Genomic DNA, 23,551 nt, shown 5'->3' with positions numbered 1-23,551 from the left:
CGCGGCCGTCCCCTCCTCGCTACCGGGCCTGGTCCAGCAGCGCGCGCTGCTCGGCGGTCAGTTCCAGGTCCAGCGCGGCCAGGCTCTCGTCCAGCTGCGCCACCGAGGACGCGCCGACCAGCGGGATCGCCGGCAGTTCGCCGCCGAGCAGCCAGGCCAGCACCACCTGGTTGCGGGTGGCACCGGTCTGCTTCGCCACGGTGTCGAGCGCGGCGAGGCGGGCCGGGGTGCCCGCGTGGTCGAAGGACGGGCCGAGCGGCTTGTCGGCCCGGACGTAGCCGCCGCCGAGCAGCGGGGAGTACGCGACCAGGGTGAGCTCGGGGCTCTCCTTGAGGTAGGTGACCAGGTCGCCCTGGACGGCGGCCTGGTCGCCGTCCGCGCAGGTCAGGCCGGGCAGGTCGCCGCGCCGCCGCAGGTAGGTGTGCCCGTACTGGAGCACCTCGTACCCCGGGAGCCCGGCCCGCGCGGCGAGGTTCCGGGCCCGCTCGACCCGCCACGACCAGTGGTTGGAGACGCCCAGCAGCCCGACCGTCCCCTCCCGCACCAGCGCGCCGAACGCCTCGACCGTCTCGGCCGGCGACACCGTCCGGTCCTCGACGTGCGCGTACAGCAGGTCGAGCTTCTCCACCCCGAGCCGTTTCCGGCTGGCCTCCGAGGACGCCCGGATCACCTCCGCCGACAGGCCCTCGCCGTTCTCGACGAACCCGGTGCCGGGCGCCTTCGGCCGGGCCCCGAGCTTGGTCGCGATCACCACCTCGTCGGTGATCCCGCGGCTGGCCCGCCACCGCCCGAGCAGCTCCTCGCTGGCGCCGCCCTGGCTGTCGTCCTGCCAGTACGCGTAGTTGTTCGAGGTGTCGATGAAGTTGCCGCCCGCCGCCACGTACCGGTCCAGCACGGCGAACGAGGTCGCCTCGTCGGTGAGCGTGCCGAACAGCATCGCCCCCAGGCTCAGCACGCTGACCTCGCGACGGGTGCGCGGATCGGTTCCGATGGTGCGCTTGCGCATCCGGGATTCCCCTCGTCTCCGCGGCCCGCCCGGTGCGGGCCGCGATGACGAGTCTGGAACCCGGAGCGCGCTCCAGGTCAAGCAGAGGTGTGGACCACCCGGGCGCCCGGGACCGGGCCGTGGGTGGGGTGGGCGGTGCGGCAGGTGCCGGAGGCGCGGAGGGCGGCGGCGATGTGGGCGGCGGCGTCGGCGTCCTTGGCGAGGAAGGCGCAGGTCGGGCCGGAGCCGGAGACCAGGGCGGCCAGCGCGCCCGCCTCGGTGCCGGCGTGCAGGGTGTCGGCGAGGGAGGGGCGCAGCGAGACGGCGGCGGCCTGGAGGTCGTTGGCGAGGGCGGCGGCCAGCGCGACGGGGTCGCCGTCGGCGAGGGCGGCGAGCAGCGCCGGGTCGGCGTCGGGGGTGGGGACCTGGTCGATCGAGGAGCCGAGGCCGGACTCCTCGCGCAGCCGGTCGCACTCGCGGAAGACCGCCGGGGTGGAGAGGCCGCCGTCGGCGACCGCGAACACCCAGTGGAACGTCCCGGCGACCGGCAGCGGCTCCAGCAGCTCGCCCCGGCCGCGGCCCAGCGCGACGCCGCCGAGCAGCGCGAACGGGACGTCGGAGCCGAGTTCGGCGGCCAGTTCCAGCAGGACGGGCAGCGGGGTGTCCAGGCCCCACAGCGCGTCGCAGGCGAGCAGCGCGGCGGCGCCGTCCGCGCTGCCGCCGGCCATCCCGCCGGCCACCGGGATGGCCTTGTCGATGTGCAGGTGCACGCCGGGTTCGGCGAGGCCGTGGCGGGCGGCGAGCAGCCGGGCGGCGCGGGCGGCCAGGTTGCTGTCGTCGAGCGGGACGGCGGCGGCGTCGGGGCCGTCGCAGCTGAGCGTGACGCCCGTGCCGGGGGTGGCGGTGACCTGGTCGCCGAGGGCGACGGCGAAGAAGACGTTCGCCAGGTCGTGGTAGCCGTCGGGGCGGACCCCGCCGACGCCGAGCTGCACGTTGACCTTGGCGGGGACCCGGACCGTGACCATGCTCAGTGCTCCTCGGTGGTCTTCGGCTTGTGCTCGGCGATCGCGGCGAACTGCTCGACGGTGAGCATCTCGCCGCGCAGCGTGTGGTCGATCCCGGCGCCGCGCAGCGCCTCCTCGGCGGCGGCGGGGGAGCCGGCCCAGCCGGCCAGCGCGGCGCGCAGGGTCTTGCGGCGCTGGGCGAAGGCGGCGTCCACGACGGCGAACACCTCGCGCCGGGTGGCGGTGGTGGCCGGCGGGTCGCGGCGGACCAGCGAGACCAGGCCGGAGTCGACGTTCGGCGCGGGCCAGAACACGTTCCGTCCGATCGCCCCGGCGCGCTTCACGTCCGCGTACCAGTTGGCCTTCACCGACGGGACGCCGTACACCTTGTTGCCGGGCTTGGCGGCGAGCCGGTCGGCGACCTCGCTCTGCACCATCACCAGGGTGCGCTCGATGCTCGGGAAGTGCTCCAGCATGTGCAGCAGCACCGGCACGGCGACGTTGTACGGCAGGTTCGCGACCAGCGCGGTCGGCGCCGGTCCGGGCAGCTCGGTGACCTCCATCGCGTCGCTGAGCACCAGGTCGAAGCTGTCGGCCTTGGCGGGCATCCGCCCCCGCACGGTGTCCGGCAGGTGCCGCGCCAGCACCGGGTCGATCTCCACCGCCGTGACGTGCCGCGCCACCTCCAGCAGCGCCAGCGTCAGCGACCCGAGCCCCGGCCCGACCTCGACCACGGCGTCCTCGTCCGTCACCCCCGCCGCCCGGACGATCCGCCGCACGGTGTTCCCGTCGATGACGAAGTTCTGCCCGCGCTGCTTGGTCGGCTTCACGCCGAACGCCTCGGCCAGCGCGCGGATGTCGGCGGCCCCCAGCAGGTGGCCGTCGGAGGTGGGTTCGGTGGTGCTCACCCGCCAAGGATAAGGGTCAGCGCCTGACGAGCCGCTTCAGATCGATCTCGACGGGGAACGGCAGCTCGGTGCGGAGCGACCCTTCGTGCACGGCGACGGGGAGGTGGACGCCCTGCTCCGGGTCGAGCCGGAACTCGTGCACGACGGGGACGTCGTCGTCCCCGCGCTCGACGCGCCAGTAGGACGGGACGCCGCCTCCGGCGTACTGCGCCGGTTTGCGGAAGCGGTCGGTGGATCGGGTGGCCGGGACCACGACCTCCACGGTGAGCAGCACCGACCTCAGCGGCAGGGTGACAGTGGTGCGGACGTCAAGGCCCGATGCGTCGTACACCACCATGTCGGGCCGGACCCAGTTGCACGGATCGAACACCAGCGTGGTGGGGCCGATCACTGACACCGGCTCCACCGCCTGCGGGCGAACCGCCGCGTTCAACGAGTCTCGAACGCGGTCGTGCCACCAGTCGTGCAAGGGCACCGGGGTGACCAGCCCGTCCACCAGCTCCCAGCTGAACGGGAACTCGGTGTCGCCGATCTCTTCGCCGGTCCAGCCACGCGCGGGCGCGTTCATCCACTTGCTCCACACGCCGCCAGGGTAGCGCTGCGGGCACCCTCAGTAGCCGAAGGCCCGGGCCGTGTTCGCCGCGATCGCCGTCGCCAACTCGTCCTCGCCGAGCGCCAGGTGGTCGGCCATCGCGCGCAGGGTGACCGGGATCAGGTACGGGGCGTTGGGGCGGCCGCGGTAGGGGTGCGGGGTGAGGAAGGGGGCGTCGGTCTCGATCAGGACGCGGTCGAGGGGGGTGGCGGTGAGGGCTTCGCGCAGGGCGTGGTTGGCCTTGTAGGTGACGGGGCCGGCGAAGGAGAGGTACCAGCCGTGTTCGGCGCAGGTGCGGGCCATCGCGGCGTCGCCGGAGTAGCAGTGGAAGACGGTGCGTTCGGGGGCGCCCTCTTCGAGGAGGAGGGCGATGACGTCCTGGTGGGCGTCGCGGTCGTGGATGACCAGGGCCTTGCCGTGCCGTTTGGCGATCTCGATGTGCCGGCGGAAGGACTCCTTCTGCAGGTCGACGCCCTCGGGGCCGGTGCGGAAGTAGTCGAGGCCGGTCTCGCCGACGGCGAGGACGTGCGGGAGGGCGGCGAGCCGGTCGATCTCGGCGAGCGCCTCGTCGAGGGCGTCCTGCCCGCCGGGGGTCCGCCGCTGCCCGGACCAGCCGTCGGGGTCGCCGAGGAAGATCCGGGGCGCCTCGTTGGGGTGCAGGGCGACGGCGGCGTGCACCTGCTCGTGCTCGGCGGCCAGGTCGGCGGCCCAGCGCGAGCCGGGCACGTCGCAGCCGACCTGGACGACGGTGGTGACGCCGACGGCGGCGGCCCGGGCCAGGCCCTCGGCGGGGGTTCCGGACTGCATGTCGAGGTGGGTGTGCGAGTCGGCGACCGGGACGGCCAGCGGCTCGGGGAGCGGCGGCGGGGTGCGGTCCTGCTCCTTCTTGCCCTTGCTCGCGGCCATCAGGCGGGCTTCTCCTCGAGCCGGGGGAAGAGGATCTCGCCCTTGGTGACGGTGGCCCCGGCGGGCAGTCGGCCCCAGTCGGCGACGGTGGCGATCCGCTGGTCGGCGAGGGCGCCGAGCGCGGGCTCGGCGCCGAGCGAGTCCCAGAGCTCGGCGGCGGAGTCCGGCATCAGCGGGTTGAGCAGGACGGCGGTGGCCCGCAGCGCCTCGGCGGCGGTGTACAGGACCGTGGCGAGCCGGGCCTGTCCCTCCGCGGTGGTGTCCTTGGCGACCTTCCAGGGCTCCTGCTCGGTGAGGTAGCCGTTGACCAGCTTGACGAACTCGAAGACGGCGGCGATGCCGCCCGCGAAGTCGAGTTCCTCGCCGATCTTCCGGTCGGCCTCGGCGGTGGCCTTCACCAGCGCGTCGGCGAGGGCCTGTTCGGCGGGGCCGTGCGCGGTGGCGGCGGGGAGCGCGCCGTCGAAGTACTTGCCGACCATGGCGGCGACCCGGGAGGCCAGGTTGCCGAAGTCGTTGGCGAGTTCGGAGGTGTAGCGGGCGGTGAAGTCCTCCCAGGAGAAGGACCCGTCGGTGCCGAACGGGATGGCCCGCAGGAAGTAGTAGCGGTACGCGTCGACGCCGAAGTGCGAGGTCAGGTCGGTGGGCGCGATGCCGGTGAGGTTGGACTTGCTCATCTTCTCGCCGCCGACCATCAGCCAGCCGTTGGCGACGACCCGGCGCGGCAGCGGCAGTCCGGCGGCCATCAGCATGGCGGGCCAGATGACGGCGTGGAAGCGCAGGATGTCCTTGCCGACCAGGTGCACGGAGGCGGGCCAGAGCCGGGCGAAGCGCTCGGGGTCGCTGCCGTAGCCGGCGGCGGTGATGTAGTTCTGCAGGGCGTCGACCCACACGTACAGGACGTGCTTGGCGTCCCAGGGCAGCGGGACGCCCCAGTCGAAGGTGGAGCGGGAGATCGACAGGTCCTTGAGGTCCTGCTCGACGAAGCGCAGCACCTCGTTGCGGGCGGAGGCGGGCTGGATGAAGTCCGGGTTGGCGGCGTAGAACTCCAGCAGCTTCGGGCCGTACGCGGAGAGCCGGAAGAAGTAGTTCTCCTCCTCCAGCCACTCGACCGGGCGCTTGTGGACCGGGCAGAGCTTCTCGTCCTCGGTGGTGCCGGGCAGCAGTTCGCCGGGGAGCTTGTACTCCTCGCAGCCGACGCAGTACGGGCCGGTGTAGCTGCCCTGGTAGATCTCGCCCTTGTCGTACAGGTCCTGGACGAACTCCTGCACGCGGTCGGTGTGCCGGGCCTCGGTGGTGCGGATGAAGTCGTCGTTGGCGATCCGCAGGTGCTCCCAGAGCGGCTTCCAGGCTTCCCCGACCAGCTTGTCGCACCACTCCTGCGGGGTGACGCCGTTGGCCTCGGCGGTGCGCAGGATCTTCTGGCCGTGCTCGTCGGTGCCGGTCAGGTACCAGACGTCCTCGCCGCGCTGCCGGTGCCAGCGGGTCAGCACGTCGCCCGCCACGGTCGTGTACGCGTGGCCCAGGTGGGGCCGGTCGTTCACGTAGTAGATCGGGGTGGTGACGTAGTACGCGTCGCTGCTGGTGTGCTCTTCCAAGGCCGCCATACCCCGGAATCCTAGTGGCCCGGCCGCACCGCCCCGGACCGCCCCGCACCGGCCGCACCGCCCCGGACCGCCCCGGACCGCCCCGGTCGGGGGCGGTCCGGCGGGAGGCGCGGTCAGCCGGTGCGGCGCAGCCAGCGGAGCCAGCGGAGCCCGGCCCGCAGCCGGGCGGGCACCGGCGGGCCCTCGGGTTCGGCGGTGGGGGCGTAGCCGGAGCCGTTCTTCATGACGGCGGCGACGCCGGCCACCCGGCCGGCCCGCATGATCCGGACCCGCTCGCCGCCGCAGCCGGGGCAGACCAGCTCGCGCAGCGGGGAGGGGACCCGGACGCCGTTCGCCGTGTACTCGACCACGGTGTGGCCGTCCTTGGCCGTGTGGTGCTCGATGTCGTACGCCTGCTCCCAGCCGTAGCCGCAGTTGAGGCAGGCGAAGGAGTACGCCTCGTGGACCGTCTGCACGGGCGCGGGACGGCTGGTCGTGCCGAGTCCGCTGGGTGCTCCGCCGTTCCGGGGGCTGTCGATCGTGTCGCTCATGCGCGCCACCTCGCTTCGCTCGGAGCCCGTCGCCCGGTCCTGGCGGCCGGGTGCGGGGTGCTGCATCCCAGGAAATGCCCGGGCGGCTGCGTCCGATGCCCGGCTTGCCAAGTCTTGGCCCCGAATTGGCCCACCGCTGGGGTGCTCATTCCAACGTACGCGCGATTTCGGCCATTGCCATACAAGCTGACCGGCCGGGCCGCCGGGGCCCCGGCTCAGGGCGCGTGCTTGGCCGCCACCACCGCGTCGAACACGACCGACTTGCGCAGCCCCAGCTCGACGGCGACCGCCGCGATCGCCTCCTTGCGGCGCTCCCCGGCCTCCTCCCGGCGGGCCACCCGCCGGGCCAGCTCGGCCGGGCCGACCTCCTCGGGGGCGGCGGGCGGGGCGCCGGCCACCACCACGGTGATCTCGCCGCGGACGCCGTCCGCCGCCCAGGCGGCGAGCTCGGCCAGCGGGCCGCGCCTGACCTCCTCGTAGGTCTTGGTCAGTTCCCGGCAGACCGCGGCGGAGCGCTCGGCGCCGAACGCCTCGGCCATCGCGGCGAGCGTCTCGGCGATCCGGTGCGGGGCCTCGAAGAACACCATGGTGCGCGGCTCGGCGGCGACCTGGGCGAGCTGCCGGGCCCGGTCGCCGGCCTTGCGCGGCAGGAAGCCCTCGAAGGTGAACCGGTCGACCGGCAGCGCGGAGAGCGCCAGCGCGGTCAGCACCGCGGACGGTCCGGGCACCGCGGTGACCTTGATCCCGGCCGCGACGGCGGCGTCCACCAGCCGGTAGCCGGGGTCGGAGACCGAGGGCATGCCCGCGTCGGTGACCAGCAGCACCCGGGAACCGTCCAGCAGCGCGGCCACCAGCTCGGGCGTGCGGGCCACCTCGTTGCCCTCGAAGTACGAGACCACCCGGCCGGCCGGGACCACGCCCAGCGCCTGGGTCAGCCGGCGCAGCCGCCGGGTGTCCTCGGCCGCGATGACGTCGGCGCCGGCGAGTTCGGCGCGCAGTCGGGGCGGCGCGTCCTCGACGTCGCCGATGGGGGTACCTGCCAGTACGAGAACACCAGTCACGTGCACCATCCTCCCCTACCGGGCGGCCCCTCGTGGCTGGTGGAAGGGGCGCGGGTCGCAAGCGAGGGCCGGGGACCCCTTGTGACTTCCGCCGTTGCCCCTACGATGTGGCCCGTGAACGGCGACATGGAGAGTGGTATGGACCACCCCGAGCGGGGCGGCGTGACCGTGCTTGAACCGGCCGACCCGGCCGCCGTTCCGGCGCCGCGGACGGAGCCCGAACCGGCCTCCCGGTGGGCCCGGGCGCTGGCCGGCGCGGGCTACCGGGCGCTGCGGCGCACGCCGCTGGAGCAGCAGTTGGTGCCGCCGATGCCGGACGGCCCGGGCGTCACGCCCGCGACCGTCCCGCCGTCCCCGCTGCTGGTGCGGCTGGGCGTCCGGCTGCCCGACCCGGTGTGGTCCTGGCTGTGCCGGTGGGCCGGCTGGCTGGGGCCGCTGGCGGTGGCGCTCTTCGCGGGCGTGCTGCGCTTCGCGAACCTGGGCAGCCCGCACGCGCTGATCTTCGACGAGACGTACTACGCGAAGGACGCGTACACGCTCTGGGACCGGGGCTTCGAGGGCAACTGGCCCTCCGACGCCAACGCGCTGATCACCGCGCCCAACCCGGTGGTGTCGCCGAGCGACACCGCGGCGTTCGTGGTGCACCCGCCGGTCGGCAAGTGGATCATCGGCCTGGGCGAGCAGTGGTTCGGGATGACCCCGTTCGGCTGGCGCTTCATGGTGGCCGTGCTCGGCACCCTCTCGGTGCTGATGCTGGCCCGGATCGGCCGCCGGATGTTCCGCTCGACCCTGCTGGGCTGCGTGGCCGGCCTGCTGCTGTCGGTCGACGGCCTGCACTTCGTGCTCAGCCGCAGCGCGATCCTCGACCTGATCGTGATGTTCTGGTTCCTGGCCGCGTTCGGCCTGCTGCTGGTCGACCGGGACAAGAGCCGCGCCAGGCTCGCCGCCCGGCTGGAGCAGGGCCTGGGCGCCGACTGGTGGCACCTCGGCTGGCGCCCGTACCGGCTGGCCGCGGCGGTCTGCCTGGGCCTGATGACCGGCACCAAGTGGAGCGGCGCCCCGGCGATCCTGGCCCTGGTGCTGCTGGCCGGCTTCTGGGACTCCTCGGCCCGCCGGCTGGCCGGCGGCCGGGTCGGCCTGCGCGACCTGTGGGACTTCGCCTGGTCGGCGGTGTCGGTCGGCCTGACCGCCGGCGTCACCTACCTGGCGACCTGGACCGGCTGGATCCTCTCCTCCCCGGAGAGCGGCAAGGGCGGCTACCTGCGCGACTGGGCCGCGCTGAACCCCAGCGACACCTGGGGCTGGATGCCGGACTGGGCCCGCAGCCTGTGGCACTACCACCACGAGATCTGGCACTTCAACGTCAACCTGCACGACCCGCACACCTACCAGTCCAACCCGTGGAGCTGGCTGCTGGTCGGCCGCCCGGTCTCGTTCTTCTACGAGTCGCCGAAGAACGGCCAGGCCGGCTGCACCACCGCCGAGTGCGCCCGCGAGGTGCTCGCCATCGGCACCCCGTTCCTGTGGTGGGCGGGCATCGCCGGCCTGCTCTACTGCCTGTACCGCTGGGTGATGCGCCGCGACTGGCGGGCCGGGGCGATCCTGTGCGCGCTGGCCGCCGGCTACCTGCCCTGGTTCAACTACCAGGCGCGGACGATCTTCCTGTTCTACGCGGTCTGCTTCGTCCCGTTCCTGGTGCTCGCGGTGACCATGATGATCGGCGGCATCCTCGGCCGCTCCGACGCCTCGCCCGACCGCAGGCTGGCCGGGGCCACCGGCGCCGGGCTGCTGGTCGTCGCGATCATGTGGAACTTCCTGTACTTCTACCCGATCTACACCGGGCAGACGATCCCGATGGACGAGTGGCGGGCCCGCATGTGGCTCGACACCTGGATCTGACCCGGCACCCGCACCGCACCGCCGCCCGCTCCCGGCGGCCGCCACACCCGCTCACATGTACCGGAACTGTCACAAACCGCTTCGGTGTCGTGAGTGCACGGAAGATGTCTGCCTATGGTGTCGTGGCCGCCGGTCCCAGCCGGCCACCACACACCATGGGGGACTCCACGTGAACAAGGGCGCGAAGATCGGCGTCTCCGTCGTCGCCGCAGCCGTGCTCGTCGGCGGCGGCTACGGGGCGTACGCCCTGGTCGGGGGCGGCGGGTCCGGCAAGGACGAGGCGAAGAAGCCGCGCACCGTGGTGGCCGAGCCGCCCAGCCAGGAGCTCGCCGCGTCCGGCGCCAAGGCGTTCCTGGAGGCCTGGGCCAAGGGCGACCTGTTCGCGGCCGCCAAGCTCACCGACGACCCGGACAAGGCGCAGGCCGCCCTGCAGTCCTTCCAGGACAAGGTGAAGCCGAGCGCCGTCCACCTCACCGTCGGCGGCCCCACCACCGCGCCCAGCCCGGCCGCGTCCAAGTCCGCGAGCGCGCCCGCCTCCGGCGCGGCCACCGCCTCCGCCGCCGCGAGCGCCCCGGCGGCGCCGACCGGCGTGCTGGAGAGCTTCAAGGCTTCGGTGGAGTTCGCCGAGACCGGCACCCCCTGGAACTACGACGGCGTCCTCGGCGTGGTCAAGATGAGCGACGGCACCGCCGCCGTGCACTGGGCCCCCAGCGTCATCCACCCCAAGCTGGACGCGAACGAGACGATCACGGTCAAGCCGCTGTACGCCGCGCCGTCCACCGTCACCGACCGCAAGGGCAAGCCGCTCGGCGGCTACCCCTCGCTGACCGGCCTGCTCAACCAGCTCCGCTCGGCGGCCCCGCAGGGCGGCGACCCGGCGGACGCCGGCAGCGGCGTGGTGATCACCTCGGCGGCGGACGCCGGCGCCGGCGCCGGCGCCTCGCCCAGCCCGAGCGGCTCCCCGGCGGCCGGCGGCGGTGCCAAGACCGCCGACGAGAAGCTGTTCACCCTCAAGGAGCCCAAGGCCGTCCCGAACCTGAAGCTCACCCTGGACGCCGACCTGCAGGCCGCCGCCGAGCAGGCCGTCGCCGGGCAGGGCGGCAAGCCCGCCTCGCTGGTGGCGATCGAGCCCAGCAGCGGCGGCATCCTGGCGTACGCGTTCTCCCCGTCGACCGGCCAGAACCGGGCCTTCTCCGGTGCGACCGCGCCCGGGTCGACCATGAAGGTGCTGACCTCGGCGGCGCTGCTGGAGGCGGGCGTCACGCCGACCACCCCGATGCCCTGCCCCGAGACCACCATGGTCACCGGCAAGTCGATCTCCAACGACGAGCCCGGCGCGCACCCGGACTACACGCTCACCGACGCGTTCGTGAACTCCTGCAACACCTCCTTCATCGAGAAGGGCAAGGACGTCCTCAAGCCGAACAGCCTGCCGGCGATCGCCAAGGACGTCTTCGGCCTCGGCCTGGTCTGGCGGACCGGCCTGTCCAACTTCGACACCGACATCCCGGTCGAGGGCAACATGGCGGGCGCGGCCAGCGAGTTCATCGGCCAGGGCAAGGTCCGGGCCAACCCGCTGGGCATGGCCTCGGTCGCGGCGACCGTGCAGTCCGGGGTGTTCCGCCAGCCGATCCTGGTGCCCGGCATGGAGCAGAAGAAGGCCGCCCGCAACCTCTCCCCCGAGGTGCTGGGCAGCCTGCAGTCGCTGATGGTGCAGACCGTCCGCTCCGGCACCGCCGCCGTGGTCAAGCCGGCCCTGCCGGCCGGTTCCGGCGCGAAGACCGGCACCGCCGAGGTCGACTCCAGCGCCGACGCGAACTCCTGGTTCACCGCCTACTCCGGCAACCTCGCCGTCGCCGCCGAGGTCCAGGGCGGCGGCCACGGCTCGGCGGCCGCCGGCCCGGCGGTCTCCAAGGTGCTGCACGTCGGCAACAAGTAGGCCCCGGCGGGCGGGCCCCGGCTACCCGGTCGCCGCGAACCTCCGCAGCAGGTTCGCGGTGACCGCCCGGGTGAAGTCCCCCGCCCGGCCGTCGATGCCGTGGACCGCGCTGCCGCCCGCCGGTCCGGTCGCCTCCAGCGACTCCACCCAGCGCATGGTCCCGGTGGCGAAGACCAGCGCCCCGCTGCCCGCCGTGTAGAGGGCGCTGTCCGCGTACGAGTGCCGGCCCTCGCAGACCACCGGGGAGTGCGCGAGGATCCGGATCCCGGCGGGGGTCGGGGAGGACGGGTCGACCCGGTCGTACTCGACGCCGACCAGGTGCGGGAAGCTGTCGCCGTTCTTGGCGCCGGTGCCGGCGAACAGCCAGTGCCCGGCGTCGGTGACGACGTACGGGGCGTCGACGGGGTAGCCGTCGTAGCGGACGCCGAGCAGCGAGGACTCGGGGTCGGCGCCGGGCGGGGAGCGGAAGTCGGTGGTGGCGGGGTGGCCCGCCCGGTAGCCGGGGTCGTCCTTCCAGGCGCCCTTCCAGCAGACCACGGTGCGGTCGGGCCCGGTCGGCGAGGGCTCGTAGCGGACCCGCCGGTAGCAGCAGTTGGCGCCGAGGACGGCCAGGTGGGTCCCGGCGTCGCGGGCGGCGGTGACGTGGGCCCGCTGCTCGGGCGACCAGTACTCGTCGTGGCCGAGCGAGAGGACCGCCCTGGCGCCGTGCAGCAGTCCGGGGTCGGCGGCGAGGTCGATGCCGGTGGTGTACGACAGCGGGACGCCGAGCTTCTCGGCGAGCGCGATCAGCGGGGCCTCGTAGACCAGGAACAGCCCGGCGCCGTCGTCGTACTGGTAGGGCCGGTCGAAGGTGACCTGGAGCGAGCGGGTGGGCAGGCCGCCGGTGGGGCCGTTGTACAGGTTGTAGCCGCCCCACTCGTTGTACGCCTGCCAGGTGGTGACGGCGTTGACCACGACGGCCGTCCCGGCGGTGCTCCGGGAGCGGACGGTCAGCGGGACGTAGCGCTGCCCGGCGCCGCCGACGGCGTCGAGCCGCAGCAGGTAGCAGCCCTCGGGCCAGCCGGTGGTGTCCACGGCGGTGGTGCGGGACCAGCCGGTGCTGACCGTCCGGGTGGCCTTGTCGACGGTGAACGGCGCCTGCCGGGTGCCGGGTTGCGGGTCGGAGCGCCAGACCTTCCGGGCCCGGGCGCCGCCGTACCAGCCCATCCGGTAGGCGGTGACGGTGTAGCCGGGGGCGGTGGTGGACACGTGCAGCCCGAAGCTCTCGCCGGGCAGGACGCTGACCCGGTCGGCCCAGCCCTCGATCGCCGCGGCGGGCCCGGCGCCGGTGATCCGCCAGTCCGGGTCGCCGGGCCTGGCGTTCTCCGCGGCGCTCGCCGACGGGCCGGGGCCCGGCGCGGCGGCGGAGCCGGTGGAAGGGCCGGCGGCGGCCTCGGCACTCGCGGTGCCGGAAGCCGGGGCGGCGGGCCGGTCGGGGCGGCCGCCGGGGCCGCAGGCGGTGAGGCCCGCCGCGGCACCCGCGGCCAGCCCGAGGAAACGGCGGCGTCCGGTGGTGCCCAAGGTGTCACTCCCGTGTTCGAACGTTCGGCCCCGCCAGCCTAGGGAGTGCGGGCCAGCCGGGAGTGCTTGGCGCTGTAGCCGAAGTAGAGGACGGCCGCGCAGGCCAGCACGATCGCGAAGGCGACGAAGGTGTCGGTGTGCAGCTTGGTGATCAGGTAGACGCAGCAGGCCGCGCTGAGCAGCGGGGTCACGGGGTAGAACGGGACCTTGAAGCCGCGCGGGAGGTCGGGGCGGGTCCGGCGCAGCACGATGATGCCCACCGACACCGCGCTGAACGCCACCAAGGTGCCCATCGAGGTCATGTCGGCGAGCAGTTTCAGCGGGAAGACCGCGGCGAGCACCGCCACCGCGGCGCCGACCACCAGGGTGTTCCAGACCGGGGTGCCGGTGCGGGCGGAGACCCGGGTGAAGGGCGGCGGCAGGAGTCCGTCGCGGCCCATCGCGTAGAGGATCCGGGTCTGGCCGTAGATCACCACCAGGGTGATCGAGAAGATCGAGACGATCGCGCCGCCGGCGAAGACCAGTGCGGGCCAGGTCTGGCCGGTGACGTTCTGCAGGATCTGGGCGAGGCCGGCCTGCTGGCCGTCGAACTGCTCCCAGGGCTGGGCGCCGATCGCGGTGACGGCGACGGCGAGGTAGAACACGGTGACGACGACCAGCGAGATCAGGATGGCCAGCGGCAGGGTGCGGCGCGGGTCGCGGACCTCCTCGCCGGCGGTGGAGACGGCGTCGAGGCCGATGAACGAGAAGAAGATGGTGGAGGCGGCGGTCTGCACGCCGTCCCAGCCGTTGGGCGCGAACGGGGTGAAGTTGCCGGCGGTGAAGCCGGTCAGGCCGACGGCGACGAAGAGCACCAGGATCGCCAGCTTGATCGCCACCATCACGGCGTTGACCTTCGCGGACTCGCCGACGCCGCGGATCAGCAGGACGGTGACCAGCACCACCAGCACCACCGCGGGCAGGTTGAAGACGCCGCCCTCGCCGGGCGGCGCGGTGAGCGCGGCGGGCAGGTGGACGTCGAAGGCGAGGTCGGAGAACTGGTTGAGGTACTGCCCCCAGGTCACGGCGATCGCCGAGGCGGAGACGCCGTACTCCATCAGCAGGCAGACGCCGACCCCGAAGGCGACGAGCTCGCCCATGGTGGCGTACGCGTACGAGTAGGAGGAGCCGGAGACCGGGATCGCGGAGGCGAGTTCGGCGTAGCAGAGCGCGGTGAGGCCGGCCGTGACGGCGGCGATCACGAAGGACAGCACGACCGCGGGGCCGGCCTCGGGGACGGAGGTGGTGAGGACGAAGAAGATGCCGGTGCCGACGGTGGCGCCGATGCCGATCGCGGAGAGCTGCCAGAGCCCGATGGAGCGGCGCAGCTGCCCGGCGCCGGTGCCTCCTGCTTCGGCGATCAGGGTGTCCACGGGCTTGCGCCGCAGCAGGGGGGTGGTGCTCATCGGTGTCCTTCTGGTGGGGAAGGTGGGGAAGGCGGGGAAGGTGGGGAATCAGACCGGGACAGTAGCAAATCACCGCTTTTCCGCCGTTTGCGCCGGGTCACTTGTCGAGCACGGCCTGCATGACGGACTTCGCGATCGGCGCGGCGAGCCCGCCGCCGGTGACGTCGGTGGCCTGGCTGTCGGCGATCACGACGGCGACCGCGACCGGCGGGACGGCGGCGGAGCCGGACGGGCGGGCCCAGGCGATGAACCAGGCGTACGGGGTGCCGGAGTTGTCGACGCCGTGCTGGGCGGTGCCGGTCTTGCCGCCGACCTCGGCGCCGGGGATCCGGGCGTTGCGGCCGGTGCCGTTCTCGACCACGTTGACCATCAACTGCCTTAGCTGCTGGGCGGTTCCGGCGCCGAACGCCTGGTGGTACAGGCTGGGGTGCATCAGTTGGACCTGGCTGCCGTCGGCCTTGGTGAGCCTGTCGACGAGCTGGGGGTACATCACCTGGCCGTCGTTGGCGGCCCCTGCGGCGACCATGGCCATCACCAGCGGGGTGGCGGCGGTGTCGTACTGGCCGATCGAGGAGAGCGCCAGCTGGGACTTGTTCATGTCGGTGTCGAAGTTGGAGCGGGCGGCCCGGACCGGGGTGTCGAGCCTGGCGTCGTTGAAGCCGAAGTTCCCGGCCATCGCGGTCATCCGGTCGAGGCCGGTCTGCACGCCGAGGTAGCCCATCACGCTGTTGCAGGAGAGCGTCATCGCCTCGTCGAGCGAGAGCCCGGCCTGGTCGCAGGCGGTGGTGTCGTTGTTGAGCGGGGTGGTGGTGCCGGGCATCACGTACGGGTAGGGCGCGCCGGTGGGGGCGTCGATGTCGGTGACCACGCCGTTGGCGAGCGCGGCGGCGGCGGTGACCACCTTGAAGGTGGAGCCGGGCGGGTAGATCTGCCGCAGCGCCCGGTTGAGCATCGGCTGGTCGGGGTCGTCCTGGAGCTTCTTCCAGGCCGCCTGGTCGGCGTTCGAGGTGCCGGCGAAGCTGCCGGGGTCGTAGCTCGGGGTGGAGGCGAGGGCGAGGATCCGGCCGGTGGCGGGTTCGATCGCGGCGACGGCGCCCTTCTGGTTGCCGAGGCCCCGCAGGGCGGCGCGCTGGGCGGCCGGGTCGATGGTGGTGACGACGTCGCCGCCGGGCTGCTGCTGCCGGGTGACGGCGTCCCAGACCGCCCAGCCGGCCAGCCGGGGGTCGGTGCCGGAGAGCAGGTCGTCGTCAACACCCTCCAGCTGGGTGTTGCCGTAGGTCTGGGACGAGTAGCCGGTGACCGCGGCGTACAGCGGGCCGTCGGTGTAGGTGCGCTGGTAGGCGTACCGGCCGCCGGTCGCGCTGGAGCCGGTGACCGGCTGCCCGCCGACCAGCAGGTTGCCGCGGGGCTGGGCGTAGCGCTGGATGGTGGCGCGCTGGTTGGCGCTGTTGTGGTCGAGCTCCTTCTTCTGGAACACCTGGACCCGGGTGGCCTGGAGGGCGAGGGCGACGATCAGCAGCATGCAGAAGGTGCCGGCCCGGCGGCCGGTGGTGGAGATGCCGGGCAGTCCCTGCGGCCCGCCGTTGGTGCCCTCGGGGCGGGTGAGCCTCACGCGTTCTCCTCGGGGGCGGGCCGCCGGGCGAGGTCGCTCATCCGCACCAGCAGCGCCACGATGATCCAGTTGGTGACCACGGACGAGCCGCCCTGGGCGATGAACGGCAGCGTCATGCCGGTCAGCGGGATCAGGTCGAGGACGCCGCCGGCCACCACGAACACCTGGATGGCGACCAGCGCGGCCAGGCCGATGGCGAGCAGCCGCCCGAACGGGTCGCGCAGCGCGATGCCGGTCCTGAAGCCGCGGGAGACCAGCAGGGCGTACAGCAGGAGGACCGCGAACAGGCCGGTCAGGCCGAGTTCCTCGCCGACGGTGGCCAGGATGAAGTCGGACTTGGTGGCGAAGCCGATCAGCGCGGAGTGGCCCAGGCCCAGGCCGGTGCCGAGCTGGCCGCCCCAGGCGAAGGCGAACAGCGACTGGGCGATCTGGTTGGCGCCCTGCCCGGCCTCGATCGAGGCCAGCGGGTGCAGCCACTCGGTGACCCGGCTGTGCACGTGCGGGGAGAGCCAGCCGACGCCGACGGCGGCCAGCGCGGACAGCAGCAGGCCGATCACGATCCAGCCGGTGCGGGCGGTGGCCACGTACAGCATCACCACGAACAGGCCGAAGAACAGCAGCGAGGTGCCGAGGTCGGTCTCCAGCACCAGCACGCCGACGAACGCGGCCCAGATCAGCAGCACCGGGCCGAGCACCCGGCCGAGCGGCAGCTGGAACCAGAGCACCTTGCGGCCGGTCAGCGCCAGCGCGTCGCGGTGCGCGGCCAGGTAGGCGGCGAAGAAGACCGCGAGCAGGATCTTGGCGAACTCGCCGGGCTGGAAGGACAGCGGGCCCAGCGTGATCCAGATCCGCGAGCCGTAGACCGGCGGGAAGAACACCGGCAGCACCAGCAGGACGAGGGCGACGAACGCGCCGACGTACGCGTAGCGCTGGAGCCGGCGGTGGTCGCGCAGCAGGAGCAGCACCGCGATGAACAGGCCGACGCCGAGGGTGGACCAGAGCAGCTGGGTGGGGGCGGCGGTGCTGCCGGGGTTGCGGTCCAGCCGGTAGATGACGACCAGGCCGATGCCGTTGAGCAGCACCGCGATCGGCAGCAGCAGCGGATCGGCCCACCTGGCCCGCCAGCGCACCGCGGCGTGCGCGAGCAGGGCGAGCACGCCGAGCGCGGCGCCGTACTGGGCGGCGTCCGGCGGGGCCTTGCCGTCGATGTTGACGCCGACCTCGACGTAGCCGAAGACCGCGAGGCCCACGGCGGCCAGCACCAGCACCAGTTCGGTCCAGCGCCCGGTCCCGGCCGGGCGCGCGCGGGGCACCCGGGCCGCCCGGGTCGCGGAGTCAGTCGCCACCGGCAGCCGTCCTCGGCAGCTCGTAGGGGCACGGACGGCGGGGTGCCGGGCGTCACGGCGCCCGGCACCCCGCCGGAGGGGTCCTGCGGTGGTGTCAGAGCGTGGACGCGGGGTTGGCCGCCTTGGCGATCTCCCGCAGGTGCTCCTCCTCGTCGTGGCTGAGCGAGGTCTGGATCAGCTCGCCGCCGAACTGCGCGACCGCCGGGATCACCTTGTCCTGGGTCGCCGAGCGGACCAGCGCGAACACCGCGGCCTTGCCGGGCTCCAGCTTCTCGCCGACCTGGCGCATGAAGTTGTCGTCGACGCCGGTGTCGGTGGAGGCGCCGACCGCCGCGCCGGTCGCGCCGCCGATCGCCGCGCCGAGGAACGGCATGAAGAACAGCAGGCCGATCACCCCGCCCCAGAGCGCGCCGGAGGCCGCGCCCAGGCCGGTGTTGGACACCGCCTGGTGCAGCTTGATCTTCCCGTCCTCGCGGCGCTCGACCACGACGACGTCCTCCAGGTCGACCAGCTTCTGCTTCTGCAGGCCGACCAGTTCGTCACGGACCCGCTGCGCGGTGGGGACATCCGGGTAGGCGATGGCGAACAGGTTGCTCACGGCGGGCTTCCTTCCGACAGGCTTGGGGCACGTCTCCCAGCACCCTAGCCAGGATTTGCCGTATTTAATCCCATCCGTTCCGGTGTGTCCGTTTCCGGCGGGCCGGAAATTGGTCTGGACCTTGCCGCGGTTCGGTCCGCTTGCGAACATGAGGCGCGGATGCCGGAACGGGGAGGCCGAGCGGTGCGGTCAGTGTCATCGGCGCGGTCGGCGCAGCGGGTTCCGCGGGTACCGCCGGCGCCGTCCGGGCGGGAGCCCGGCCTGCTGTCCCGGGAGCACCGGGCGGCCACCGCCTGCTTCACCGCGGTGATGTTCCTGGCCGGGTTCGCCGCCCTCGCGGTGGTGCCGGTCCTGCCGACCGCCGTCGCCGACCTGCACGGGCTGACGCTGTTCCCGCTGGTGGCCGGCGGCTTCGTGGCCGCGAGCCTGCTCGGCGGGGTGCTCGGCGGCGCCTGGTCCGACCGCTCCGGCGCGCGCGCCCCGCTGGCCGCCGCGACCGCCCTCACCGTCGCCACCCTGCTGGTCTCCGCCGCCGCGGGCACGGTCTGGCAGCTGGCCGCCGGGCGCTTCCTGGACGGCCTGGCCGCGGGCGCGGTCGCCGTCGCGGTCAACGCCGCCATCGGGCAGGCGTACCCGGAGCGGCTGCGCGCCCGGGTGCTCGCCCTGATGAGCACCTGCTGGGTCGTCCCCTCGCTGGTCGGGCCGCCGCTCGCCGGGGCGGTCAGCGCGCTCTGGTCCTGGCGCGCCGTGTTCTACGGCCTGGCCGCGCTCACCGCGCTGCCCGCCCTGCTGCTCGTCCTGGTGCTGCGCCGCCTCCCCCGACCCGCCGCGCCCGCCGAACGGCCGCCCCGGCCGCCGCTGCTGGTCGCCGCGGCGGTCAGCGCGGGCGCGGCGGTGGCCCAGTACGGCGTCTCCGGCCGGGACGGGCGGCACCTGTCGGCCGCCGCCGCGGGCGCCGCCGTGCTGGTCGTCCTCGCGCCCCGGCTGCTGCCCGCCGGCACCTGGCGGGCGGTGCGCGGGCTGCCCGCCACCGTGCTGCTGCGCGGCCTGGGCTCGGGCACCTTCTTCACCCTGGAGGCGTACGTCCCGCTGATGCTGGTCACCGAGCGGGGCGTCGACCCGGTGGTCAGCGGGCTGGCGTTCACCGGCTCGGCGCTCGCCTGGGCCGGGGCCTCCTGGGCGCAGGGCCACCTGCTCGACCGGGTGCCCCGGCACCGGCTGGTGGCCGTCGGCGCGCTGGTGCTGACCGGCGCCGTCGCCCTGGCCGTCCTCGGCACCCTGCCCGGGCTGCCCGCGCTGACCGCCGCGCCCGCGATGCCGCTCGCCGCGGTCGGCATGGGCCTGGCCGCCCCCGCGCTGACCGTGCTGTCGCTCACCCACAGCCCGGCCGGGCGCGAGGGGCGCACCAGCGGCGCGATGCAGACCAACCAGAACCTCGGCCAGCTCGGCGTCCTCGCGCTGGCCTCCGCCGTCCTGAACGCCTGCCTGGCCCTCGGCGGCGGCCGACTCGACGGCTACCGGGCCGCGTTCGCGCTGCTCCTGCTCCCCGCCGCGCTGCTCGCCGCGCTCGCCGCCCGGGCCCGCGCCGACTGACCGCGTACCCCGATCGTGCCTCGGCCGCCGCGGTTCAGCCGCCCCGGCGGACCGCCGCCGCGACCGCCACCCGGCAGCAGGCCGCCGCGAGCAGCGCCGCCACCGGCAGCGTCCACCACGGCGCGCCCGGCTCGTGCCGCCGCGCGCCCAGCACCAGGGCCCGCACCACCGCGTTGGCCGGCGACCCCGGCACCAGCAGCACCGCGACCACCCCGGCCAGCCCGAGCGGCACCGCGTACCCGCCCAGCACCACCGGGCGGTTGCACACCGCGCCCACCGCCGTCCCCGACAGCACGCACACCAGCGTCGCGAGCACGCCCGCCGCGGCCGCCGGGCCCGAACCCCCGCTGCCCACCAGCAGCACCGCGGCCAGTCCGAGCGCGCCCAGCCCCAGCCCGGCCAGCGCGGCCGCCAGCAGGGCCGCCAGGTGCACGCGCGGCCGGCCCGCCGCCGCGACCAGGCAGGCCCGCGACTGCGGCGGCTCCGCCCCGACCGCCGCCCGCACCAGCCAGCCCGTCACCGGCACCAGCAGCCCGGCCGAGAACGCCGCCGCCGACAGCGCGTCGTCGCCGGCCGACACCCCGAGCCCCATCAGCACCACGTACGCCAGCCCGGGCCCCAGCCAGCGCTGCGAGCGCACCAGCAGTTCCAGGTGGTAGCGGGTCAGCACGCGCAGCGTCACGAGGGGGTCCCTTCGGTGGTCGCGGGTCCGACCGCGTGGACGTGCACGGCGGGCGTCGCGTGCAGCAGCCGGCGCAGCAGCGCGTCGGAGTGCGCGGCCGCCACCTCCAGCCGGACGGTGCCGTCGGCGCGGGGTTCGCGCGCGGGGCGGCCGGGGAGGTGCTCGGGGAGGCGCTCGGCGCGGACCACGACCGCGGTGCGGGGGCCGTCCGGCTCGGCGGCGGGGAGCGGGGCGGGGCGCAGGGCGCCGTCCCGGACGAGGTGTCCGGCGGTGGTGAGGCCGGCCAGCCGGCCGGGGTCGTGGTCGACGAAGACCACCAGGCCGCCGGCGGCGGCCCGTTCGGTGACGGCGGCGTCGAGTTCGCCGCGGGCGGCCTGGTCGAGCCCGGTCCAGGCTTCGTCCAGCAGCAGCAGGTCGGCTTCGGCGAGCAGGGCCTGGGCGACGGCGACCTTCTGGCAGGTGCCCTTGGAGAGCCGGCCGATCGGGGTGCCCGCGTGGCGGGCGATGCCGAAGCGCTCCAGCCAGTGGTCGGCCCGGCGCAGGCTCTCGGCGGCGGTGAGGCCGCGGGCCCGGCCGAGGTGGCGCAGGTAGTCGCGGGCGTCGAACGGCAGCGCGGGCGGGAAGCGTTCGGGGACGTAGGCGCGGCTGCCGGGGGCGTCGACGGTGCCGCGGTCGGCGCGCTCGATGCCGGCCAGCACCTTCAACAGGGTGGACTTCCCACTGCCGTTGGCGCCCTCGATCCGGATCACGCCGCCCGCGTCCAGGGCCAGGTCGACGTCGCGCAGGATCCACGGGCCGCCGCGCCCGTAGCGCTTGCCGACTCCGGTCAGACGCACCGTCACGCTCTCTCCTCGCCCGTCCCGCCCGTCCGTTCAGGGTAGGTGCCGCCCACCACCCGCGTTGGGCGAATCGAACTGACGGTCCTTAGGATGCGGCGGGTGATCACCACCACCACACCACGACGGACGGCCCGCGCGGCCGCCCTGCTCGGGGCCCTGGCGATAGTCGCGGGGACCGTGCTGGGCACCCTCCCCGCGCACGCCGACGAGCCCGGGGCCCCGCCCGCCGCGACCGAGGCGCCCAAGGTCGACCTGATCCTGGACGGCTCGGGGTCGATGCGGACCATCGACATCCAGGGCAAGAGCCGGATGGAGGTCGCCCAGCAGTCGATCGCCGAGGTCATCGACGCGCTGCCGAACGAGACCGAGTTCGGCATCCGGACCCTCGGCGCGACGTACCCGGGCAGTGACCAGAAGGAGGGCTGCAAGGACACCCAGCAGCTCTACCGGGTCGGGAAGACGAACAAGGTGGAGGCCAAGACGGCCGTCGCCACCGTCCGCCCGACCGGCTGGACCCCGATCGGGATCGCGCTGCGCGCCGCCGCGCAGGACCTGGGCACCGGTCCGACCACCCGCCGGATCGTGCTGATCACCGACGGCGAGGACACCTGCGCCCCGCCGGACCCGTGCGACGTCGCCCGCGAACTGGCCAGCCAGGGCATCCACCTGGTGGTGGACACACTGGGCCTGGCGCACGACGACAAGACCCGGCAGCAGCTGATCTGCATCGCCAACGCGACCGGCGGCACCTTCACCGACGTGCGCACCCAGGAGCAGCTGACCAAGCGCGTCAAGCAGCTGGTCAACCGCGCCCAGGACACCCACGCGATCACCCCGGCGAAGGTCTCCGGCACCGACAAGTGCGCGGACGCCCCGCTGCTGACGCCCGGCGTCTACACCGACCGGGAGAAGTTCTCCGAGCACCGGGTCTACCGGGTGCCGGTGAAGGCGGGCGAGGAGCTGCGCGCCTCGGTCAGCGTCACCCCGGACCGGGCGGTCGCCCGGGACTACGGCGTGCTGCTGCGGGCCACCGACAGCGGCGGCCAGGAGCTGGTGCGCGGCAGCGACGCCGGCTCGGGCCGCACCGACGTGGCCTCGACCGGCCTGCGCTGGTCGGCGGCCGAGGACGACGACTCCGCGTCGGCGTCCCCGTCGACCGGCTCGACCGGCTCGAAGGGCGCGAAGGGCACGTCGTCCGACGTGCTGTCGGGCACCCGGACGGTCTGCCTGGTCGTCAGCAACTCGTTCGCCGCGCAGGCGGGCGTGCAGGCCGACCCGGGCCTGCCGCTGGAGCTGACGGTGGACGTCGCCGCCGCCTCCCCGGCCCCGGACGGGCCCGCGATGGGCCTGGGCCGCGGCTGGATCCTGCTCGGCGTCCTGACCCTGGCCGGCCTGCTCGCCGGTCTGATCTTCGGCTGGCTGGCACGCTGGCGGATCGCCGTCTGGCGGGAGAACTGACGATGCGTACGCTCCGCACCGCCGCGGCCTCGGCCGCCGCGCTCACCGGGCTGCTCCTGCTGGCCCCGGCGCCGGCCTCGGCCGCGTCCCCGTCCGCCTCGCCGTCGCCGTCCGCGTCGGCCTCCGGCTCCGCGAAGCCGGTGCTGAACTCGGTCGGCACCAGCTTCCTGACCGCGACCACCCTGGCGGCCGGCCAGGACGCGGACGTCCCGGTCTCCACCGGTGACTACCTGTACTGGGCGTTCCCCGCCTCGGAGGGCCAGACGCCGACCGTGCAGGTCACGGTGACCCTGCCGGAGGCCGCCGACCGGCACGGCCCGCAGACCTGGTCGGTCGAGCTGTTCGACGGCCTGCGCCGCCGGCAGTCCTGCACGGCGGGGCCGCAGGACGGCACCGCCGAGCAGAGCGCGCCCTCGCTGGGCCTGAGCTGCACGCTGCGGCAGATCCGGTCCTGGGCCGAGCCGTGGTCCGGCGACCCGCTGCCCGGCACGTACTACGTCCGGCTGTCCACGCCGGACATCCCGCAGACCGACCTCGGCCTGGCCGCGACCGTCCACGTGCACGTCGCCACCAAGGGCGGCGCGGACGACGCGCAGCCCGAGGGCGGCACGCTGAAGGACCCGCTGGTGCCGCCGGTGAACGCCGGCGCGACGGCGGCGGGCCCGGCGGCCACCCCGGCGCCGAGCGCGAGCGCCTCGCACGCGGCCGCGCCGGTCGCGGAGGAGAGCCACTGGTACTCGGACCTCTTCTCCGGCTGGAACACCCGCTGGTGGTGGACGGTCGCCGGCGGTGTGCTGGCCGCGCTGGCCGGCGTGCTCGGCTACACGCTGACCCGGCACCCGCGCGGCCACCGGCACCACCCGCAGCGGTCGGCCCCGGTCCCGCCGCAGGCCGGCCCGGCGCCGCACCAGCACCCGCAGCGGTCGGACAACTGGCAGTAGCGGCAGGCGCGGAGGGGTGCGCCGGGCGAGGCCCGGCGCACCCCTCCGT

General features: G+C 74.4%; 20 protein-coding genes. 5 read left to right on the top strand and 15 right to left on the bottom strand.

Annotation, left to right across the window (positions count from 1 at the left end):
* Positions 1–19 precede the first annotated feature (19 nt).
* The 8 genes from KSE_RS22810 to rsmI all read right to left on the bottom strand — a co-directional run bounded on the left by KSE_RS22810 (position 20) and on the right by rsmI (position 7,590).
* The gene (locus KSE_RS22810) at positions 20–1,006 is read right to left on the bottom strand and encodes an aldo/keto reductase (protein WP_014137708.1); all 987 of its coding nucleotides are present in this window, start codon (positions 1,004–1,006) and stop codon (positions 20–22) included.
* 77 nt (positions 1,007–1,083) lie between these two features.
* The gene (locus KSE_RS22805; protein ID WP_014137707.1) at positions 1,084–2,010 is read right to left on the bottom strand and encodes a 4-(cytidine 5'-diphospho)-2-C-methyl-D-erythritol kinase; all 927 of its coding nucleotides are present in this window, start codon (positions 2,008–2,010) and stop codon (positions 1,084–1,086) included.
* Positions 2,011–2,012: 2 nt separating this feature from the next.
* Positions 2,013–2,897, bottom strand: coding sequence for a 16S rRNA (adenine(1518)-N(6)/adenine(1519)-N(6))-dimethyltransferase RsmA (gene rsmA, locus KSE_RS22800; protein WP_014137706.1), 885 nt, complete (start codon positions 2,895–2,897; stop codon positions 2,013–2,015).
* Between the two features lie 16 nt (positions 2,898–2,913).
* The gene (locus KSE_RS22795) at positions 2,914–3,465 is read right to left on the bottom strand and encodes a Uma2 family endonuclease (RefSeq protein WP_051055331.1); all 552 of its coding nucleotides are present in this window, start codon (positions 3,463–3,465) and stop codon (positions 2,914–2,916) included.
* 42 nt (positions 3,466–3,507) lie between these two features.
* A complete protein-coding gene (locus tag KSE_RS22790) occupies positions 3,508–4,395 on the bottom strand; it encodes a TatD family hydrolase (RefSeq protein ID WP_014137704.1) in 888 nt (295 codons plus the stop codon).
* A complete protein-coding gene (metG, locus tag KSE_RS22785; RefSeq protein ID WP_014137703.1) occupies positions 4,395–5,999 on the bottom strand; it encodes a methionine--tRNA ligase in 1,605 nt (534 codons plus the stop codon). Before metG ends, KSE_RS22790 begins: the two co-directional genes overlap by 1 nt.
* Before the next feature lie 113 nt (positions 6,000–6,112).
* A complete protein-coding gene (locus tag KSE_RS22780) occupies positions 6,113–6,529 on the bottom strand; it encodes a hypothetical protein (RefSeq protein ID WP_014137702.1) in 417 nt (138 codons plus the stop codon).
* A 215-nt stretch (positions 6,530–6,744) separates the two neighbouring features.
* A complete protein-coding gene (rsmI, locus tag KSE_RS22775) occupies positions 6,745–7,590 on the bottom strand; it encodes a 16S rRNA (cytidine(1402)-2'-O)-methyltransferase (protein WP_033258365.1) in 846 nt (281 codons plus the stop codon).
* 138 nt (positions 7,591–7,728) lie between these two features.
* Here rsmI and KSE_RS22770 point away from each other — a divergent pair, with 138 nt between their 5' ends.
* Positions 7,729–9,489, top strand: a complete 1,761-nt coding sequence (locus KSE_RS22770) for a dolichyl-phosphate-mannose--protein mannosyltransferase (RefSeq protein WP_014137700.1) — start codon at positions 7,729–7,731, stop codon at positions 9,487–9,489.
* A gap of 169 nt (positions 9,490–9,658) precedes the next feature.
* A complete protein-coding gene (locus KSE_RS22765) occupies positions 9,659–11,428 on the top strand; it encodes a penicillin-binding transpeptidase domain-containing protein (RefSeq protein ID WP_014137699.1) in 1,770 nt (589 codons plus the stop codon).
* A 21-nt stretch (positions 11,429–11,449) separates the two neighbouring features.
* Here KSE_RS22765 and KSE_RS22760 read toward each other — a convergent pair whose 3' ends face one another.
* The 5 genes from KSE_RS22760 to KSE_RS22740 form a co-directional block, all read right to left on the bottom strand.
* Positions 11,450–12,988 carry a N,N-dimethylformamidase beta subunit family domain-containing protein gene (locus KSE_RS22760; RefSeq protein ID WP_014137698.1) on the bottom strand — a complete coding sequence of 513 codons (1,539 nt, stop codon included), beginning with the start codon at positions 12,986–12,988 and terminating at the stop codon, positions 11,450–11,452.
* A gap of 38 nt (positions 12,989–13,026) precedes the next feature.
* A complete protein-coding gene (locus KSE_RS22755) occupies positions 13,027–14,433 on the bottom strand; it encodes an APC family permease (protein WP_014137697.1) in 1,407 nt (468 codons plus the stop codon).
* 97 nt (positions 14,434–14,530) lie between these two features.
* Positions 14,531–15,955, bottom strand: coding sequence for a penicillin-binding transpeptidase domain-containing protein (locus KSE_RS22750; protein ID WP_051055920.1), 1,425 nt, complete (start codon positions 15,953–15,955; stop codon positions 14,531–14,533).
* A gap of 86 nt (positions 15,956–16,041) precedes the next feature.
* Positions 16,042–17,391, bottom strand: a complete 1,350-nt coding sequence (locus tag KSE_RS22745; RefSeq protein ID WP_014137695.1) for an FtsW/RodA/SpoVE family cell cycle protein — start codon at positions 17,389–17,391, stop codon at positions 16,042–16,044.
* A 94-nt stretch (positions 17,392–17,485) separates the two neighbouring features.
* Positions 17,486–17,989, bottom strand: a complete 504-nt coding sequence (locus tag KSE_RS22740) for a DUF1269 domain-containing protein (RefSeq protein ID WP_014137694.1) — start codon at positions 17,987–17,989, stop codon at positions 17,486–17,488.
* Positions 17,990–18,148: 159 nt separating this feature from the next.
* Here KSE_RS22740 and KSE_RS22735 point away from each other — a divergent pair, with 159 nt between their 5' ends.
* The gene (locus tag KSE_RS22735) at positions 18,149–19,582 is read left to right on the top strand and encodes an MFS transporter (RefSeq protein ID WP_014137693.1); all 1,434 of its coding nucleotides are present in this window, start codon (positions 18,149–18,151) and stop codon (positions 19,580–19,582) included.
* A gap of 34 nt (positions 19,583–19,616) precedes the next feature.
* On the opposite strand, the gene KSE_RS22730 is transcribed toward KSE_RS22735, so the two are convergent.
* Both KSE_RS22730 and KSE_RS22725 read right to left on the bottom strand, forming a co-directional pair.
* Positions 19,617–20,264: a hypothetical protein gene (locus KSE_RS22730; RefSeq protein WP_014137692.1), complete on the bottom strand. Its 648-nt coding sequence runs from the start codon at positions 20,262–20,264 to the stop codon at positions 19,617–19,619.
* Positions 20,261–21,100, bottom strand: a complete 840-nt coding sequence (locus tag KSE_RS22725; RefSeq protein ID WP_033258392.1) for an ABC transporter ATP-binding protein — start codon at positions 21,098–21,100, stop codon at positions 20,261–20,263. The genes KSE_RS22730 and KSE_RS22725 overlap by 4 nt, the downstream gene beginning before the upstream one ends.
* A 93-nt stretch (positions 21,101–21,193) precedes the next feature.
* Between KSE_RS22725 and KSE_RS22720 the strand changes: the two genes are divergently transcribed.
* Both KSE_RS22720 and KSE_RS22715 read left to right on the top strand, forming a co-directional pair.
* Positions 21,194–22,561, top strand: a complete 1,368-nt coding sequence (locus KSE_RS22720; RefSeq protein WP_014137690.1) for a VWA domain-containing protein — start codon at positions 21,194–21,196, stop codon at positions 22,559–22,561.
* 2 nt (positions 22,562–22,563) lie between these two features.
* Positions 22,564–23,502, top strand: a complete 939-nt coding sequence (locus KSE_RS22715; RefSeq protein ID WP_014137689.1) for a hypothetical protein — start codon at positions 22,564–22,566, stop codon at positions 23,500–23,502.
* Positions 23,503–23,551 lie beyond the last annotated feature (49 nt).

Origin of the sequence: Kitasatospora setae KM-6054 (assembly GCF_000269985.1) — a bacterium.
Taxonomy (GTDB): domain Bacteria; phylum Actinomycetota; class Actinomycetes; order Streptomycetales; family Streptomycetaceae; genus Kitasatospora; species Kitasatospora setae.
Note: the sequence above shows the minus strand (reverse complement) of the source record. Positions and strands in the feature narration are given on the sequence as shown.